We start from the raw sequence: 19,300 nt of genomic DNA, 5'->3' as shown, positions 1-19,300 counted from the left end.
GATATTTATTAATGTCACTATTATAGCAAAAATAATGACATAACAAAATTAATTACGTTGATTTTAGCAAAAAATAAGCCTTTATTAACAATATCAGCAACAAAGCTACTGTAAATAAAGGTTATTTATTATTAAACATTTAAAAGAAAGATAATAAATTTGCAAAAGCAAATATTACAATCACGATGATTAAAGCAGATTTTGAATGAATATATTGATATTGATGTGTCCGCTGCTGCCCCTCAACAAATCCTCTCGAATAAATGGCTTCTGTATATTGTGTCCGAAAGGAAAAGGCACTTAAAATCGTTTTTAAATAAAGCATTGGTGAATAAAAGTGTAATTTTTTACCTCTAAGAATACTTGCCTCATACAGATTAACCACTTCCGCCCTTAGCTCTGGGAAAGCATGAATAACTACCATAATCCCATAAACAAAACTTGTTGGCAGCCCTTTTTGCTCCAAAACCAATAATAATTCTTCTAAATCAATCCCAACCGAAAAAACAACACCTAAAACTGCAAAGACAAAGGTTCGAAGCACCATTAGAAGTGCTAAATCCTGATTCGCACCGTGAAGTAAAATTGACCAATAAGTAGCAAGGGCAGGTAAAATTGGTATGAATAGCGCAATAATAATAGCTCGGTTTTTTTTTAATAGAAGTAAATAGATTAAAGCAATGACTATCACAAAATAATTCATTAGAAAGGAGGTTGTGAAAGAAAGCTCTAAGGCAAAAATAAAAATTAGGATTGCCAACCAAAGCACAGCTGTTTTTTTATAGACCATCATTACCTCCATCTTTTACCATTAATTTCTGATCAGTCAATTCGATATGAAACTGACTAGCCTGACAAAGCGGTGCTAAACGATGAGAAACAATTAAAAAATCCTGTTTTTTTGCTTTTTCCTGAATCCAATCGACAAAGTAGCGACAAGCACGATCATCCAAGCCCGTAAAGGGTTCATCAAGCATTAAAAACGATAAATCCAAGCTGAGCATACTGATTAATTGAACCATTTTCTTTTGTCCTTCACTTAAATGATAAAGACTATAATCTAATTTATCGGATAAGCCAAGAAAGCTAATCGCTTCATTTTGTTTTTTTTGCATCGCATCATTAATATCTTGATTAAAATCAAATTCATCTCGTGGTGTCAATCCAATAAATTGCTTTTCAGCATCTTGAACCACCAAGGTCAAGCTACGATATAAACGACTTGTTTTTTTTAGCTTTTTACCGTTAAACAACATTTTCCCACGATATTTTTGCCGTTGAGCAATTGCTCTCAATAATGTTGATTTGCCACTACCATTATCACCGGTCAAAGTAGTGATGCCATGATTAAAACTGCAAAAAGCATTATCTAGCAATAATCGATTATTATTTTGAATAGAAATCGCAGCTAAATTTAAAAATGAAGCCTGCCCTGACAATGTTTGAGTCAGGCAATAGCCCTTTTGAGCATCATTTAATTCAGTTAACGGTTGCTCTTTTAGGCGGCCATCTTCCAGCCTGATTAAATGGTCTGCAACCTCCTGATAGCCTATCAGATCATGATCTGATACCACAATCGTCTTCCCATTATCTCTTAATTGCCCTAATAAGCGAATTAATTGCTGACGTGATTTAAAATCAACGCTCGCAAACGGTTCATCCAAGAGTAGAATATTGGCATCCATCGCAATTAAGACGGTCAAGGCTGCCCGCTGCTTTTCGCCACCGGAAAGCTGACTAAGCTGCCTATCCAATAATTCGCTTGCTTCAAGCTCGACAACAGCAGCATTCAACCGTCTAGCAATTTCAGCAGGACTATATCTAAGATTTTCTAGTGCAAAAACAATTTCACGGCGCAATGTCCGCATTGTGAATTGGCGATTCGGATTTTGAAAGACAAAGCCGACTATTTTACATTTTGTATTTTGAGATACTTCTGGTCCGAAAACAATTTGACCGGAATATTCCAAATCAGCAAAACCAGCAATTAGCTTAAACAAGGTTGATTTGCCACAGCCACTCTCACCAACTAAAAGTGAAAGCTGATGGGCTTTAAAATCAAAATTTAAATTTTCAAAAATTAGGGTTGATTGACGTTTAAAGGATAAATTAGAGCATTTAATACCTGTCATTTGGCATTCACATTCAATTGCTGTACCTTATGATAAAGCTTCATAATTGCCGAGACTAAGACAACGCCAAAGAATAATACAGAGATAAAGCGAACACAAAACAAGGCAATAACCATTCCAAAGCCATAGGCAGTATACATTCTAAAGTACTCATAAATAAAGCTAAAAACGGTAGTCCCAATAGCAGCATAAAATAGAGCAACCTTATCAAAGCGCTGATATTTGGTAATAAAAAAGCCAAACTCCGTACCTAAGCCTTGAACTAAACCGGAAATTAAAACCGCTGGTCCAAAATAGGAGCCATAGAGCATTTCAGCCAAAGCTGCTAATAATTCACCTAAGGTTGAACTACCTTTTTTTGGAATCAAAATGCCAGCAACGGGTGCGGCCATCGTCCACATACCAAATAAAATTTCATTGGCAAAAGGAGAGAGACCAAAAGGCGTTAAAAATGCTGCCAATGCAGCATATAAATAACCTGCAATCATAAAAATACCACCAAATAAAAAAGCAATTAATCCTAATAAAACGACATCCTGTAACATCCAACTTTTTTTCATCAAAAAAAGCTCCCTTCGTATTCTTTGTACATAGAATCAAAGGGGGCTTATCAGACCAGTCTATTATTTCAAGCAAAATAAAAAGCGCTTATTAATCACTATTATTGAACTCTACAATCAACATTTTCCTTCGATGGTTCTAACCATATCAGGTTCAATGGGTATAATCTCAGCATAAAAGCACCCCAAATGTTTCATAATGTACATCGGCATTCTAACACAGAAATATCAAAATCACAATATCTATTAATATTAATTTTTGAATCTTTCTGTTATAATCAATGCTGTATAAGGCGTTGTCTAATCGGCTATTAGCTAATTTAATTTAAAGCAAGCTTTAATCAATTTTTTATAGTTACTTTGACCCCAAGAAAACGTTTTCTGTAAATTTTTTGATTTTTTTCATACTTTTTGTGACATTATGTTTTGGAAATGTTAGAATATTTACGGTTAATGAATAATTACACAAGAGAGGTTGTCGCAAAAAATGACTGAAAAAAAACACAAAAAAGTAATTCTTGTTGGTGATGGTGCCGTTGGTTCATCTTATGCTTTCTCACTCGTTACACAAGGAATCGCTCAAGAATTAGGTATTGTTGATATTTTTAAGGATAAAACTGAGGGTGATGCAATTGATTTGTCTAATGCCTTAGCATTCACTTCTCCAAAAAAGATTTATTCCGCAAGCTATGCTGATGCACATGATGCAGATTTAGTAGTTCTTACAGCTGGTGCGCCTCAAAAGCCTGGCGAAACACGTTTAGATTTAGTGCAAAAAAACTTACGGATCAACAAAGAAGTTGTTACTCAAATCGTTGAATCTGGCTTTAATGGTATTTTCCTTGTAGCTGCAAATCCAGTTGATATCTTAACTTATTCTACCTGGAAATTCTCTGGTTTCCCTAAGGAAAAAGTAATCGGTTCAGGAACTTCACTTGACTCTGCCCGTTTCCGCCAAGCATTAGCTGAAAAAATTGACGTTGATGCACGTTCAGTTCATGCTTACATTATGGGTGAACATGGTGATTCAGAATTTGCAGTATGGTCTCATGCCAATGTAGCTGGTGTTAAGCTTGAAGATTGGTTAAAAACACGCGAAAACTTTGATGATGCAGAATTAATTGATTTATTCATTGGCGTTCGTGATGCAGCCTATACAATTATCGAGAAGAAGGGTGCTACATTCTACGGTATCGCAACTGCGCTTGCTCGTATTACAAAAGCAATTCTTGATGATGAAAATGCAGTTTTACCATTGTCTGTCTATATGGAAGGTCAATATGGCTTAAACGATGTCTTCATTGGTGCACCAGCAGTAATTAATGCTAGCGGTATCAAAGAAATCGTACCAATTCCATTAAATGACCACGAGCAACAATTAATGGAAACCTCTGCTAAACAATTAAAAGAAATCATTGATCAAGCATTTGAAAACGAAGAGTTTGCTTCAGCAGTCAAAAACTAAAAAAGTTGGCGATTAAGTCCAACTTCATATCGTAGCCAAATACCCGAATTATCATTGATGATTTGTCTATATTCTATGGCAGCACATTTTTTGTGCTGCTTTTTGCGTTGCTCAGGACTGCTTGAATGCTGCCATTTTATAGGTCTAATTTATCACATAGCTAAAAAGACAAAGCATACTCTAAACGTATACTTTGTCTACATTCTGAAAGTTGGACATTAGGTTCAGCCTTTTTCTCGTCATCAATTAGGGTTGATTTCAACGTATCAAAATGTAGCCAGCCTAAAATGACTACCTTTTGATTTTTATTAATCTACCTACTCTGTTCCTTTCAAAAAACTATTCAGACTCCTCAGTCTTGGCAATCAGCACTTCTCTTGGCTTTGTCCCCACCGCAGGACCAATCACTCCAGCCTGCTCTAGCTCATCCATTAATCGAGTTGCCCGATTAAAGCCTGTGCCCAGTCGACGCTGCAGCATTGAAGCACTTGCTTTTTGAGCCTCAATCACCATCGCTCTAGCTTCATCAAATAGCTCATCCTGACCAGCGGCTTCTTTATTATCGCTGGTCTCAATTTCTTCTGGCTCAAAATGCTCAACATATTCAGCTTCACTTTGATTCTTAATAAAGGTTACAATATTTTCGACTTCACCATCCGATAAAAAAGCACCCTGAATCCGAATTGGATGATTCTTATCAATTGGCTTAAAGAGCATATCGCCTCGACCAAGTAATTTTTCAGCACCGTTCATATCCAAAATCGTTCTGGAATCAATCCCGCTAGAAACAGCAAACGCCATTCTACTTGGTACATTCGCTTTAATTAAACCAGAAATAACATCCGTTGACGGTCTTTGTGTTGCCAAAATCATATGAATGCCTGCTGCACGTGCCTTTTGACCAAGTCTAATAATCGCATCTTCAACTTCCTTACTAGCAACCATCATTAAATCTGCCAATTCATCGACAATCACCACAATCAACGGTAAGTTTTCCAGAATTTCATCTGACTTTTGCGATTCAATCATCTTTTCCTGATAGCCGGCTAAATTCCGAACCCCAAGTAAACTGAATAGCTCATAGCGGCGCTCCATCTCCTCAACTACTTTTTGCAAAGCACGTGCGGCTTTCTTAGGATTAGTCACGACTGGTGTTAGTAAATGTGGAATATCGTTATAAACAGATAGCTCAACCATCTTAGGATCAACCATCATAAATTTGACCTGAGAAGGCTTTGCCTTCATCAAAATACTCGTGATAATACCGTTAATCGCTACCGATTTCCCTGAACCAGTCGAGCCAGCTACCAATAAATGCGGCATCCGCGTTAAATCAAAGCTTCGAACATTGCCTTCAATATCCCGTCCGAGTGGCACCTCTAATAAATGACTGCTTGAGAGCGCAGCCTCGGCCACCTCTCTAAACGAAACCGTCATCGAGGTTTGATTTGGGATTTCAATCCCAACTAAGCTTTTGCCGGGTATTGGCGCTTCAATTCGGATATCACTGGTCCCTAGAGCAAGGGATAAATCCTTAGCAAGATTTTCAAATTTATTCACTCTCATACCAAGCGGCAGCTTCAATTCATACTGAGTTAGAGAGGGCCCAATTTTAGTATCGACAATTTGAATCCCTTCAATGTTAAAAGCCTGAAAGGTATCCAGAAGCACTTGCTCACGATTACGTGCTCGATGGCGCTCACCATTTTGACTCTGAGCTGGCATCTTTTTCAATAAGCTTATCGGAGGTAATTCATAATTTGCCTCATCCTCCAATGTCACGCCAGAGAAGTGCTCAAATTCTTCGGTTTGCTCTGAAGTATCGGTAGCCAAATCCTCATCATTCATCTCTAGGTTTTCAACGGTATCCACCAGCTTGACTGGCTCATCAGAAAAAGGTTGATATGATGACAGCTTCTGTGCCTCTAATAAGGTCGTCTCTGATTCATCAGCTATTTGCTGCTCAGCCGCTTGGCTTTCCGCCACAATACGTGGCTTTTTGACCTTTGGCGCCTTTCTTGGCCGATTACGCCATTTTTCAACCCACTCCATCACATTGCTAATTGAAATTGGCAGCATCATAAATAAGCCAGCGATCATCCCTATCACAGCAATGACAATACTTCCAACTGTATCAAATAGAAAATGCGTTGCACTATAGATAAGAGCCCCAATTAGCCCACCACCTAAATTGGCCATCGTTTTTAATGCGGTAAAATCATTCAGCCACAGCTTGAAAGTATAACCAATAATGCTTTGTTCTTGTTTAGCTAACCCTAGATAGAGAATCGACTGATACATCAAAATACTAGATAGATAGACGATTAAAGTACCTATCCAAATATGGCGATTATTTTTTAAAAGGTCCGTTTGACGAAATAAAACCAAGCTTAATAAAATAATACTTAATATTGCTAAAATTATCGCTGATTCGCCAACAATTAAACGTAATAGATTATAGACGACTACACCGACAAAGCCAACTTTAAATATGCCAGCCATTAGGATTAAAATGCTTATAATAATGATTATGATTGAACGAATTCTAGCTTCTCGCGCTAATTCCTTTTTTGTTTTTCTTCTGGTTGATTTTGTTCTTGTTCGTTTCGCCATTATTTCACCTCGATAAAAATTATAACACAGTCTATAAGCTCAAAAAAGACGAAAAGCAGTGCTAATAACTAAGTCATACCTTTAAATTTGATAATATTTTTATCGCTCAGATTAAAAAGAATGATAAAAAATGACTCTATAATAAATTAAACTAATAAATATTTCGACCCATTTTTTATTGGTCAAATTTGGGGTTGTTGCCGAGAAACAATACCGTTGTCGCAAAAAAGCAACGCTCAACGCGTGAATTTGGGTTTGTTTCCGAGAAACAATACCGTTGTCGCAAAAAAATAACGCTGAGCGCGTGAATTTGGGGTTGTTTCCCAGAAACAATACCGTTGTCGCAAAAAAATAACGCTGAGCGCGTGAATTTGGAATTGTTTCCCGGAAACAATACCGTTGTCGCAAAAAAATAACGCTGAGCGCGTGAATTTGGAATTGTTTCCGAGAAACAATACCGTATTCGCAAAAAAATAACGCTGAGCGCGTGAATTTGGGGTTGTTTCCCGGAAACAATACCGTATTCACAAAAAAACAAAGCACCCACGTTGGGGTGCTTTGCATATCAGAAACGATTAGCTTAACAACTAGGCTTTATAATCGTAACAGATTTCGATAATTCCCTTCAATTCAGAGATTAAAGGTTCTTTTGGATTAGCTGTCGTACATTGATCTTCATATGCTTTTTCAGCTAAATGGTCAATTGTATCAGCCATCAATTTCTTAGTAACGCCTTGTGCCTTCCAGTTCATGTCAATACCAACTGTAATACCTAAATCGTAAACCTTCTTCGCTAAAGCTTCGACAAGCTCTGCATTATTCTTACCTTGCAAGCCTAAGAAACGAGCAATATCTGCGTAATCTTGGTCAGCTCTAAAGTAATCATATTTAGGGAACATTGCATGCTTTTGTGGATCCTTGGCATTAAAACGGATGATATGTGGTAATAAGATTGCATTTGTACGTCCGTGTGGAATCCCCCATTCACCGCCAACCTTGTGGGCGATTGAGTGACAAATACCTAAGAAGGCATTAGCAAATGCCATACCAGCCATTGTAGATGCATTATGCATTTTTTCACGAGCTTCTGCATCACCAGTTTTTACTGATTTTTCAAGATATTCAAATACTAGCTTAATTGCTTGCAATGATAGACCACGAGTATAATCACTTGCCATTACAGAAACATATGATTCAATGGCGTGAGTTAAAACGTCCATCCCTGTATCAGCAGTAACACTAGCCGGTACTGATAATACAAATTGTGGGTCAATAATTGCCACATCAGGCGTTAATGCATAGTCAGCCAATGGATATTTTGTATGATCGTCAGAGTCAGTAATTACAGCGAATGGCGTAACTTCTGAACCAGTACCTGAAGTTGTTGGAATACATACAAATTTTGCATTGATTGCTGCAGGAATCTTGTAAGCACGTTTTCTAATATCTAAGAATTTTTGTTTTGCACCAAAGAAACTTGTTTCTGGATGCTCAAAGAACAACCACATTGCTTTAGCAGCATCCATTGCTGAACCACCACCAAGTGCAATAATCGTATCTGGATTGAATGAAGTGAATACTTCTAATCCTTTATAAACAGTATTTGTTGAAGGGTTAGGCTCAACGTCTGAGAAGACTTCGACCTTAACATCATTTTTGCGTTTGGCAAGTTCAGCACGAACTAAGTCTGCATAGCCAAATTGAACCATACCAGGGTCACAAACAAGCATTACGCGTTCAACGTTTTCCATTTTTTGGAGGTATTGTAATGAATTCTTTTCAAAATAGATTTTTGGCGGTAATTTAAACCATTGCATATTATTTCTCCGTTTAGCTAAAGTTTTAACATTAATTAAGTTAACAGCTGATACGTTTCTTGAAACAGAGTTTTTACCGTAAGAACCACAACCCAATGTCAATGATGGAATCATTTCATTGTAAATGTTACCAATACCACCTTCGGCAGATGGTGTATTAACAAGGACACGACAAGCTTTCATCCGTAAGCCAAATTTGATTTGTAAATCTTCATCTTCAGTATGGATAACCGCAGTATGTCCTAAGCCACCTAATTCAAGCATCGCTTCACATAAATCAAAGCCGTGAGCTGTTGAAGTTGCTTTTAGCATCGCTAAGACTGGAGAAAGCTTTTCACGAGATAATGGATAATCCGCACCAACACCTTCAAGCTCAGCAATTAACATTTTTGTACCTTTAGGTACTTTGATACCAGCCAATTCAGCAATATATTCTGCTGAGTAACCTACGATTTTAGGGTTGACAGCATATTTACCTTCATTCATCACAGCATTTTCAAGCTTTTGTAATTCAGCCTTATCGCTAACAATATAACATTGATGTGCTGCAAATTCAGCCTTAACCTCTTCATAAACTTCTTTGTCTACGATTACAGCTTGTTCAGAAGCACAAATCATACCGTTATCAAAAGTTTTTGAAACAATTAAGTCATTAACTGCACGTTTAATTTTAGCATCTTTGCAAATATATGATGGTACATTACCAGGACCTACACCAAGTGCTGGTTTACCTGTTGAATATGCTGATTTAACCATAGCAGCACCACCAGTTGCGAGAACTGTTGCGATACCTGGGTGATTCATCAATGCAGAGGTTGCATCAATTGAAGGATGCTCAATCCACTGAACACAATTTTCAGGGGCACCAGCTTTAATTGCCGCATCACGAACAATTTCAGCAGCCTTAGCAGAACATTGTTGAGCTGATGGATGGAAAGCGAATACAATTGGGTTACGCGTTTTTAAAGCAATCATTGCTTTAAAAATTGTTGTTGAGGTTGGATTAGTCGTCGGTGTAACACCACAGATTACACCAACTGGCTCTGCAATCTGAACAAGTCCTGTTTGCTTGTCATCAGAAATCACACCAACTGTTTTATCATGCTTGATGCTATTCCAGATATATTCTGAAGCGTACATATTTTTGATGGCTTTATCTTCATAAATACCGCGTCCAGTTTCCTCGACTGCCATTTTTGCCAACATCATATGCTTATCTAAAGCAGCCATACTCATTTCATGAACGATATGGTCAACCTCTTCTTGCGTAAAGTTTTCCATTTCCTTCAAAGCAACGTTAGCTTTAATTGCTAAATCATCAATCATTTTAGCAACATCAACTTTTACTTCTGTTTTTGCCATTGGTAAATCCCCCTAAAGTTTTATCTAGTTGTTAAGCATTTCACATTTCCTATTATACACATCTAAAACAAAATGTAAACCCTTTTGTGAAATTATTTTCAAGTTATAATTAGAATGAATTTTCAGAAAAATTAGTTTTTTTCTTAGAATAAATCCTTTTCAGCTGAAATTAAACCGTTTTATTATCATAAACACTATTACTTATCACTATTTTGCCCCAATGGGATAGTAATTAGATAACCTTTTGTGAATTTGTATACAATTTTACTCATTCATTATGTAACAATGTTTAGAACAAAAAAGCTTTATTTTCTAAAAATATAGAAAATAAAGCTTAATTAAAAATAAAATTAATTATTACTCAGCTGATTTATCTTCAGCTGCTTCATCCTGCTCAGCATCTGAACTTGGTTCAGTTGATGCAACAACCGTTTCATCAATCTCAATTGATTCAGTACCTACAGCCGATGGTTTTACTGTTTTAACAGCTGCTCGATCAAATTCTAAATAGACACCTTCGCAATCCAAGGTAATCGTGCTGTTTGTTTCATCAAGCTCACTTAAAACACCATGTAAACCACCAATGGTTACGATTTCGTCACCTGGCTTCATATTATTTAAGAGCTCCTGCCTTTGCTGTGCTTGCTTTTTTTGACCGCGCTGCATGAACCACATTAAACCTACCATTGCAACGATTATAATTATAAACTGCATTCTCAACCTCCATTATTGTGACAGATTCATTATATAATGCTAACAGAAAACACGTTAACTTTCAAACTTAAATTTCATGCTTTATAAATAATTGTATTAATAATTGCTTTAATTGACTTTACGAAATAAAATCGATGTCATTTTTATTTAGTTAATGGTAAACTGTATATTTATAGGAGGTTTACTATTGGAAAATTTGATTCATCCACAGAGAAAACTAGAAACAGCTCTAGTCTTTAAAAATCAGAAAATTAGTTATCAAGTGCTTAAAGAATATTGCAAAACATATCAAATCTTAGTATCCAAACTTCCAAAACGCTACATATTCCTTAAGCCAGAAGCAAATTTAAACTTTATCTACCTGTTTTATGCCCTAATCAAAACCAATCGCGTCCCGATATTTCTGCCTGAAGGCATTTCAACTGCAGAGCTTGAAACGCTAATCAATGAAAATGCAGTCGTCGACGATGCCATTTTTTTAGAAATAAACCCACAGCAAGCTGATCTAAAACTAAAAATACCACGGGTAACGCTCCTTGAATTGAAATCTGAAGCTACCAAAGCACAATTATTAACAGCAACCAACATACTATTCGTCGGTTTTACAAGCGGTACTACGGGATTGCCGAAAGGCTACTATCGAAATAAAGCGTCCTGGAAAGCTAGCTTTAAAGCGCTAAACCAGCTTGTCCCTCAATCAACAAACGCTAAAGTAGCTGCCTTTGGACCGATTGGTTATTCGCTTAATTTATATGCACTGGTTCAAAGTCTTTACTTTGGGCAAACCTATTATCTTTATGAAAAATTTTCAGTTAAGTCACTTGCCAAATTACTCATGGAGGACGGTGAGTGTAGCTTATATCTAGTGCCAACAATGCTCAATGCTTATTTAAATTTCGCGGATAATAATAAGATTAGTTTAAACAGGTCTGATTTGACAATCTTCTTAAGCGGCGCTTCTTTTCATCAAAAATCTTATCAGCGCTGCCAAAATGTCCTCGCGGGCACCCGACTTTTCAATTTTTATGGTGCAAGTGAAACTAGCTTTATTTCAATCTGTCAAATCCAACAGTCGACAAAGCCTGAGCATTTAGGCCAGCTTTTCCCAAATGTAATATTGAATTTTAAAGATGGAAAGCCAATCATTGAAAGTGATATGCTGTTTTCTGGTTACTTTAATGCAGCGCCACAAAGCATAAAATACCTCCAGCTTAGCGATGATTTGATGCTCGATAAAAGAAATGTTACCTTAGTTGGTCGAAAGCAGATGATGATTAAAAAGGGCGGTGAAAAGATTGCCGTTGAGCAGGTAGAAAACTTTTTACAGACCTTTGAATCCATACAGGCCTGCCTTGTTTTTGGAGAGACTGATGAATATTATGGTGAAACGATTAGTGTCGCAATTATTTGGAAGCATAAGCGACAAGGTATCAGCCTAATCAATCAGAAAATTATTGAGGAACGCTCTAAAATACAGCAGCTTGACCGCATCTATACAGTTTGTGAACTGCCTTTAAAAGCCAATCAAAAGTATGAACGAAAAAATATGCCCCAGCGGCTTCAAGCTCAGGTCATTGAAAGCCGATTAGGTGAGCTGATACTTTTCAAGCATTATTATTTAAGTCGCACACTTTTGACGATTTATAAACAAAAACTGGGCTATCAAAGCAAACAAATTCCCTTAAGCTATTTCACCCATCTATGGCAAGCCTTTGAATTAAAGGCAATTGATGCTTTAAAGCCCATTTTAATAAACGAAAGAATAGAAATGCTGCACACACCAGCACTTGATTCTGACTATCAGCTATGCTTAAAAATAAAAAAAGGGCATACGAGACGACAATTGCAAACCATCTTGGATTGTCAAATTGAGATTAGTAACCAAGAAAAAATAGACCTGGTTGTTAAATTCCAGCTAGGGTTTAAAAATATTGAGTTTGAGACGGTGCTAAAAGCCTTATGAAATTTTCTTTTATAGTCACGCAAAAAGAGCTGGATTGCTACGCACAATTAAGTGGGGATTTCAACACAATTCATCAAAGCGGTTTAGTTTATGGCGCCTTAATCCTTGCTAAAATTGAGGCTGAAATTTCAAGACAGGTTTTGACAATAGATGTCCAATTTAGCAGAGCCATTTTTACCAATCAATTAATTGAGGTTGAAATCCAAGGCAATCTCCTAACAGCTAGAGTTAAGCAAAAAAAATGTATTTTTGGATTAATCAAGTATTAAAAAAAGCGCAAGTATTTCCATATCGGAAGACTTGCGTTTTAATTTGTGCTCTTATATTGACATGATGATGTTAGCTTGTATTATCCTGCAGACCAAAAAATCATAGATTATTTTATTTTCATGAAACATATTCATTTTCTGAAAATATTGATAGACTTACATTACACAGTTTTCAAGGTGATTTATAAGCCTTGTTGAATGTAAAATGCGAGTAAAAGCTTAAATTTTTGGTCACTCGAATTAAAATCAACATTTAAAATTTCGCGTATTTTCTTTAAGCGATATTGAACTGTATTGCGGTGCGTAAACATAATCTCACTTGTCTTAATTAAACTCGAGTTATTGGATAGGTAAATGCGCAATGTTTCTGTTAGGTTGGCATCGTTCGCTTCATCATATTCAATTAATGGTGCCAGAATTTCGTCATGAATATCGTTTAATAATTGCGTATCCTCAATCGCTAGAAATAATTTATTAATGCTGGTTGCTTCATAGCGGTGAATTACAGAATTACCCGATTTAAAGGTTGAATCAATGGCATTAATCGCTTGCTTATATGCCAAGGAAAGCTGATAAATTGATTCAACATAGTCACTAATACCAACATGCAAATGCCAAGCCTCAAAGCGATGTGCTACAAGCTCGATTAAAGTTTCAATAAAGGCTTCAAAATCCGACTGAACCACCTGATTGCAGACTATAAAGAAATAGTCCTGATATTCAAAAATACAAGCAATCAGATGGTGCTTATGAACTGCCGTTTCTAAACGAGAGCGAAATATTTCATAATCCTTAAAATCAAGCTCCAAAAAATTAACATGCTGACTGCGCAATAAAATAACTGTGGATTGGGCATCTAAGCTAAAACGATTTCGCTCCAATTGAGAAGCATAAGCAGCTTTATTATTTGGCTCAAAAATCGCATTTTTTATACCACCCATTAATGAGAAGGAAAGCTTTTCAGTCATAAATAATCTGGAAATATAATCTCTTAATAAATCAACTAAATGAATTTCCCAAGGAATTCTAAATAGAGGAAGATTGGCATCATTACACAAATCAATCACCTTTTGCGAAATATGGTCAATATTACCACCAGTCATAATAATTAAGCCAGCAAACTCAACTCTAGGATAGTCAATAATCTTCTTTACAAATTGAAACAGGCTTGCCTCGTCTGTGACAAAAGCACAGGTCGTAATTAATAATTCGTCACCGTACAGGTCATCGAGATACTCAATGCGCTCAATGGTATAAACCCAATTAAACATATTGTCAATTGTTTCTCCACCTGCTAAGAGACTCATCTTATAGCGTTCACGGGTTGCATAGAAAACGGGTCTTAATTCAATTGCCATTAGTGATTCACCTCATTCGCAATTTTTTGTCTGAATTTTCAGATAAATTAAATTATATAATATTTCAAGAACATTGTAAATCCTGCAATCATTTCAAGAATAAAAAGGAGTTTTAGTGATGAAAGTTAATTTTTCTCTACCCACCTCAGTTCAGCTCGGAAACGATATTATTCAGCAATCGAGCCCACAGTGGATTATTGGTTTTAAAGCTTTAATTGTAACAGGTAAGCACTCCGCCATTGCCAGTGGTGCCTTAAAGGACATTACCGATTGTCTTGAAAGAGAAGCAATCAAATATCAGCTTTTTGATGAGGTGGAAAATAACCCAACAATCAAAACCTGTCAAGCCGGTGCCAAAGTGGCAAAAGCTAAAAATTGTGACTTCATCATTGCAATAGGAGGCGGCTCACCTTTAGACGCTGCGAAGGCAATCGCCGTACTTGCAACAGACGTTTCAGCACAAAACATGGTTCAAAACAGCTTCGATACCGCGCTACCAGTCATCGCGGTGCCTACGACTTCAGGTACCGGATCAGAGGTAACTTGTTATTCAGTGATGACCCGTGAGGATTTAGGAACGAAATTAAGCTTCGGAAATAGCTATACTTACCCCAAATTTGCCTTACTCGATCCAAAATATACTTATTCTGTTGGTGAAAAAACAACAATAGAAACAGCAATCGATACCTTCTCTCATCTATTTGAAGGCTATCTTTCAGTTAAAAGCAATCCAATCACAGATATTATTGCTTTAGAAGGTTTAAAAAGATTTGGCGAAGTCTTACCTTACTTACTCAAACGGCAATTTACGCCTGAGGTTCGGGAAAAATTAATGTACCTCTCCTTGCTTGGTGGTTTCGTTTTATCACAAACAGGTGTCACTGTTGTTCATGCGATGGGCTATGCTTATACCTATCATCACCATACCGCTCACGGTGCTGCTAATGGCTTTTTAATGAATACCTATATTGAATATTTAGAATCAATTAATGTAGAAAAGCTGGCAAGCGCAATGACAGCAATCGGTCTCAATCAAAGTGAGCTTCAGACCGCTTTAACTGATTTATTAGGGTACCCACCAGCGATTGAGGCTGAGGTCTTGAAGCAATATACCAAGGAAACCTTAATCAATCAAAAAAGTGTCGAAAATACACTAGGCAATTTAACGACCGAAAAAATTTTGAAGCTTTGGCAAATACAAAGCAAAATCAACTAAACATGGCTACACCGACAAATTGTCGAAAAATAAAACAAGCTCGTCAATCGCCAACAAAAGCTGGCTCAGCATCCACTCTAGCTTCAGTGGCTTAAAAAAGGAGAAAATTATGAAAAAAGGAAAAACATTATTATTCGGTTTATCGATTGCATTTTTAAGTATTTTATTAGCAGCTTGCGGGGGATCAAGTGAAGAAGCTAGTCAAGAAAAAGGAAACGCGCTAGAAGAGATTAAAAAAACAAAAACGATTACTGTCGCAACACAAAACGATGCACCCTTTGCTTATATGGATGAAGGCACAAAGGAATTAACAGGAATTGACGCTGATATTTTACGAGAAATCGGCAAGCGTGCTGGCTTTGAAACCCTAGAGATGAAACAATTCGCCTTTGAAAACTTACTATTAGAGCTCAACAAGGGAAATGCTGATATCGTCGCTGATGGGATGTATATTCGAGATGCACGGCTAGAAATTGCCTATTTCTCAGATGTTTGGTACGAATACGGTGATACCATTATTACCAAAAAGGGTTCAGGCTTAACAAGCTTTGATGATTTAAAGGATAAGACAATCGGCGCTCAAAAGGGAACTGCCTTTTATGATTTCGCTTTAGCTTGGAAGGAAGAAGGTAAGGTTAAGGAGGTTGTAACCTTTGGTAAAACAACTGAACTTATGCTGGGTGTAAATACTGGTAAGGTTGATGCGATTATTGTCGAATTGCCAATTGCATCTTACCTTATGAAAACAGATAACTCCCTAAATGTTGAAATCATGGAAAGCTATGTACCAAAAGAAAAAGGGCGGATTGCCTCTGCGATTAGCTTTGATAATAAGGAATTATTAGACGAAGTCAATAAATACCTAAACGAAATGAAAGAAGACGGTACCTTACTCACAATTCTTGAAAAATATGGCTTAACGGAAGAAAACTTTGTTTCTGTTGAGGATGGCAAAACAGAAAATATTAAATAATTGATCAAAATAAATGCCATAGCCTCTCAATCAGATGATGACAAGGCTATGGCAATATTTAAAATTAAGGAGCAAGGTGATCATGAAATTAGCAGATTTAAACTACACAGCGGCTGAAATCAAAGCATTTGCCAAAAAATATATGATTGAAACCTATGAGCGTTTTGATTTTATTGCCGAAACAGCCGAAGGGATGTATCTCTATGATGAGCAAGGTAAAGGCTATCTTGATTTTTATGGTGGCGTTGCTGTTAATAATGTTGGTAATCGCAATCCAAAGGTCGTTGAAGCAATCAAAAATCAGGCAGACTGTATTTTACATACGTTCAACTATCCATACACTATACCGCAAGCCATTTTGGCCAAGCTTATTTGCGAAACAATCGGCATGGATAAAATCTTTTTTCAAAATTCAGGTACTGAAGCCAACGAAGCAATGATAAAGCTTGCTCGTAAATATGGTGTTGAGCATTTTGGACCAAATAAATATCGTATTATTACGGCTAAAAAAAGCTTTCATGGTCGCACCTTCGGCTCCTTATCAGCAACCGGACAGCCTGATACTAAAAATCAGCTGGGCTATTTACCCGGAGTACCCGGCTTTGCTTATGTCCCCTTTAATGACCTTGAAGCAATCAAGACCAGCTATACCGAAGACACCATTGCCATTATGCTCGAGCCCATCCAAGGTGAAGGTGGGGTTAACGTGGCAGACAAAAGCTATTTGCAGGGCGTTCGTCAATTTTGTGATGAAAAAAATATCCTACTGCTTTTAGATGAAGTCCAAACAGGCTGGGGCAGAGCTGGTGAAAATATGGCATTCCAATATTATGATATCAAGCCAGACATTGTGTCAATGGCCAAAGGAATGGGCGGTGGCGTACCAATCGGAGCCATTTGCGCCACTGCCAAAGTGGCAACTGCTTTTGACAGCGGTGCGCATGGTTCAACCTATGGTGGCAGTCCCCTCTGCTGTGCAGCAAGCTACGCTGCCATTTCCGAACTAATTGATTTAAACCTTGCTCAAAACGCTGCTGAGGTCGGACAATACCTGCAAAAACAGCTACGAAATTTACCAAAGATTAAGGAGGTACGTGGATTAGGCTTATTGATAGCAGTTGAATTTAATCAACCAATTGCACATGAGGTTAAAATTGCCTTATTCAATAATCAAATGCTAGTGACCATGCTTAATGAGTCAACGATTCGCCTCACACCCCCATTAATTGCAACGACAGACGATTGCAATTTAGCAGTCGAAAAACTCAAAAAAGTCATCAAGGAAAAATAAAGAACAATTTAAAAAACGTTTTAGCTTTTACTGATTGTAGAAACTAAAACGTTTTTTGCATCTTTTCACTTATCAATTGAGTGTAAGTACAAAGCTAGATGAGCGGGTGCATAATCAATGCCAAAAATTTCAAAAGCTACGACTTTCCGCTTGCAAAAAAACAACGCCTAACAGGTGAATTTGGCATTCTTTCTGCGAAACAATACCGGATTCGCACAAAAACAGCACTTTCAACGTGAATTTGGTATTCTTTCTGCGAAACAATACCAGATTCGCAGGAAAACAGCACTTTCAACGTGAATTTGGTATTCTTTCCGAGAAACAATACCAGATTCGCACAAAAACAACACTTTCAACGTGAATTCGGCATTCTTTCTGCGAAACAATACCAGATTCGCACAAAAACAGCACTTTCAACGTGAATTTGGTATTCTTTCTGCAAAACAATACCGGATTCGCACAAAAACAGCACTTTCAACGTGAATTCGGCATTCTTTCTGCGAAACAATACCAGATTCGCACAAAAACAGCACTTTCAACGTGAATTTGGTATTCTTTCCGAGAAACAATACCAGATTCGCACAAAAACAGCACTTTCAACGTGAATTTGGTATTCTTTCTGCGAAACAATACCAGAGTCGCACAAAAAACCCCTCAGCAGCGATTCTGAGGGGCTTAACACAAATATAGCTTAGTCCTTATTTCGTTGTTTGCGCTTATAGTACAAGATAATAGTCACAAGCATAATCACAGCTAGGCCAATAGCTGGGCTAAGCAAGGCTTCACCTGTCCGCGGTAAGCTAAAATGACGCCAGCGCTTATCATGAGGTACCTGCTGCTGCTTCGTTTGACTAGGCGCAGACGATTTTGAGGCTTCCGAGGCCTGTGACTCTGATGGCTCCGTTGGCTGAGTTGGTGGTGTCTCAGCTTTTTCAAGTGCCCATTGGGCAGTTAAGAGGTGATTGCGTTGAATCGCCACAAGCACAGCCGAGCCTTGATAAACCGTCTCGCCTTCGTCGTCTGCTTGCCAGCCGATAAAGGTGTAGCCCGCACGCGTTGGGATTTCAGTGGCAACCTGATAATCTGCACCGGCTGGCACAAGGCTTATCGCGGGTAAGCCTGTAACCGCATCACCAGTCCCCTTGGCATAGCGAATCAGATATTGCTTGCGCCATTGCGCCGTCAAAACGGTATCACGGCTCAATTTTTCGAGCGTATCAGCTGCTTGATAAATCGTTTGCGCTGCATCATCTGCTTGCCAGCCAGTGAAAACATAGCCGATGCGAGCTGGTGCTTCTGTGGCTGGAATCTGATAATCAAAACCGGCACGCACCGTGGCTTGCGGTGGCAGACCAATCACTAAATCACTTGTGCCCTTGGCATAGCTGACCTTTAGAGGCTTGGACCATTGGGCAGTCAGAGTAATGTGTGCTTGCACATTGACAATGCTAGCGCCTGGTTGATAAATGGTTTTTGCCGCATCATCCGCCTGCCAGCCAGAAAAGTCATAGCCCACTCGAGCTGGCAGCTCTGTTGAGATTGGGTAGGTCGTACCGGCTAAAACGGT

14 protein-coding genes and 1 riboswitch are annotated in these 19,300 nt (G+C 37.8%); of the genes, 6 read left to right on the top strand and 8 right to left on the bottom strand.

Annotation, left to right across the window (positions count from 1 at the left end; genetic code table 11):
- Positions 1-139: 139 nt before the first annotated feature.
- From HOY35_RS11760 to HOY35_RS11750, 3 genes are read right to left on the bottom strand one after another with little or no spacing between them, the layout of a single operon-like run.
- Positions 140-790, bottom strand: a complete 651-nt coding sequence (locus HOY35_RS11760; protein WP_172214162.1) for a CbiQ family ECF transporter T component — start codon at positions 788-790, stop codon at positions 140-142.
- Positions 780-2,132, bottom strand: a complete 1,353-nt coding sequence (locus HOY35_RS11755; RefSeq protein WP_172214160.1) for an ABC transporter ATP-binding protein — start codon at positions 2,130-2,132, stop codon at positions 780-782. The genes HOY35_RS11760 and HOY35_RS11755 overlap by 11 nt, the downstream gene beginning before the upstream one ends.
- On the bottom strand, positions 2,129-2,692 hold the full coding sequence (locus HOY35_RS11750; protein WP_172214158.1) for an ECF transporter S component: 564 nt from the start codon (positions 2,690-2,692) through the stop codon (positions 2,129-2,131). The genes HOY35_RS11755 and HOY35_RS11750 overlap by 4 nt, the downstream gene beginning before the upstream one ends.
- Positions 2,693-2,800: 108 nt before the next feature.
- Positions 2,801-2,890, bottom strand: a riboswitch (TPP riboswitch).
- Between the two features lie 289 nt (positions 2,891-3,179).
- Here HOY35_RS11750 and HOY35_RS11745 point away from each other — a divergent pair.
- Positions 3,180-4,157 carry an L-lactate dehydrogenase gene (locus tag HOY35_RS11745; RefSeq protein WP_172214156.1) on the top strand — a complete coding sequence of 326 codons (978 nt, stop codon included), beginning with the start codon at positions 3,180-3,182 and terminating at the stop codon, positions 4,155-4,157.
- 339 nt (positions 4,158-4,496) lie between these two features.
- On the opposite strand, the gene HOY35_RS11740 is transcribed toward HOY35_RS11745, so the two are convergent.
- The 3 genes from HOY35_RS11740 to yajC all read right to left on the bottom strand — a co-directional run bounded on the left by HOY35_RS11740 (position 4,497) and on the right by yajC (position 10,663).
- Positions 4,497-6,770, bottom strand: coding sequence for a DNA translocase FtsK (locus HOY35_RS11740; protein ID WP_172214154.1), 2,274 nt, complete (start codon positions 6,768-6,770; stop codon positions 4,497-4,499).
- A 587-nt stretch (positions 6,771-7,357) separates the two neighbouring features.
- Positions 7,358-9,949, bottom strand: a complete 2,592-nt coding sequence (gene adhE / locus HOY35_RS11735) for a bifunctional acetaldehyde-CoA/alcohol dehydrogenase (RefSeq protein WP_172214152.1) — start codon at positions 9,947-9,949, stop codon at positions 7,358-7,360.
- A 357-nt stretch (positions 9,950-10,306) separates the two neighbouring features.
- Positions 10,307-10,663 (bottom strand): preprotein translocase subunit YajC, encoded by a 357-nt coding sequence (gene yajC / locus HOY35_RS11730; protein ID WP_172214150.1) that lies wholly within the window; start codon positions 10,661-10,663, stop codon positions 10,307-10,309.
- Positions 10,664-10,850: 187 nt separating this feature from the next.
- On the opposite strand from yajC, the gene HOY35_RS11725 reads away from it, so the two are divergent.
- Both HOY35_RS11725 and HOY35_RS11720 read left to right on the top strand, forming a co-directional pair.
- Positions 10,851-12,626: an AMP-binding protein gene (locus HOY35_RS11725; RefSeq protein ID WP_172214148.1), complete on the top strand. Its 1,776-nt coding sequence runs from the start codon at positions 10,851-10,853 to the stop codon at positions 12,624-12,626.
- On the top strand, positions 12,623-12,895 hold the full coding sequence (locus HOY35_RS11720; RefSeq protein ID WP_172214146.1) for a hypothetical protein: 273 nt from the start codon (positions 12,623-12,625) through the stop codon (positions 12,893-12,895). Before HOY35_RS11725 ends, HOY35_RS11720 begins: the two co-directional genes overlap by 4 nt.
- A gap of 182 nt (positions 12,896-13,077) precedes the next feature.
- Here HOY35_RS11720 and HOY35_RS11715 read toward each other — a convergent pair whose 3' ends face one another.
- Entirely contained in the window at positions 13,078-14,253 is a 1,176-nt protein-coding gene (locus HOY35_RS11715; RefSeq protein WP_172214144.1) for a PucR family transcriptional regulator, read from the bottom strand.
- Between the two features lie 118 nt (positions 14,254-14,371).
- Between HOY35_RS11715 and HOY35_RS11710 the strand changes: the two genes are divergently transcribed.
- From HOY35_RS11710 to HOY35_RS11700, 3 genes are all read left to right on the top strand, one after another.
- Positions 14,372-15,469, top strand: coding sequence for an iron-containing alcohol dehydrogenase family protein (locus HOY35_RS11710; protein ID WP_172214142.1), 1,098 nt, complete (start codon positions 14,372-14,374; stop codon positions 15,467-15,469).
- A 109-nt stretch (positions 15,470-15,578) separates the two neighbouring features.
- Positions 15,579-16,442: an ABC transporter substrate-binding protein gene (locus HOY35_RS11705; protein ID WP_172214140.1), complete on the top strand. Its 864-nt coding sequence runs from the start codon at positions 15,579-15,581 to the stop codon at positions 16,440-16,442.
- Between the two features lie 82 nt (positions 16,443-16,524).
- A complete protein-coding gene (locus HOY35_RS11700; RefSeq protein ID WP_172214138.1) occupies positions 16,525-17,733 on the top strand; it encodes an aspartate aminotransferase family protein in 1,209 nt (402 codons plus the stop codon).
- 691 nt (positions 17,734-18,424) lie between these two features.
- On the opposite strand, the gene HOY35_RS11695 is transcribed toward HOY35_RS11700, so the two are convergent.
- On the bottom strand, positions 18,425-19,300 hold an 876-nt coding region (locus HOY35_RS11695; RefSeq protein ID WP_172285836.1), incomplete at its 5' end, for an InlB B-repeat-containing protein.

This window comes from Enterococcus sp. MMGLQ5-1 (assembly GCF_013155265.1).
GTDB lineage: Bacteria > Bacillota > Bacilli > Lactobacillales > Streptococcaceae > MMGLQ5-1.
The sequence above is the reverse complement of the archived record's forward strand: the minus strand, read 5'-3'. Positions and strand labels throughout refer to the sequence as shown.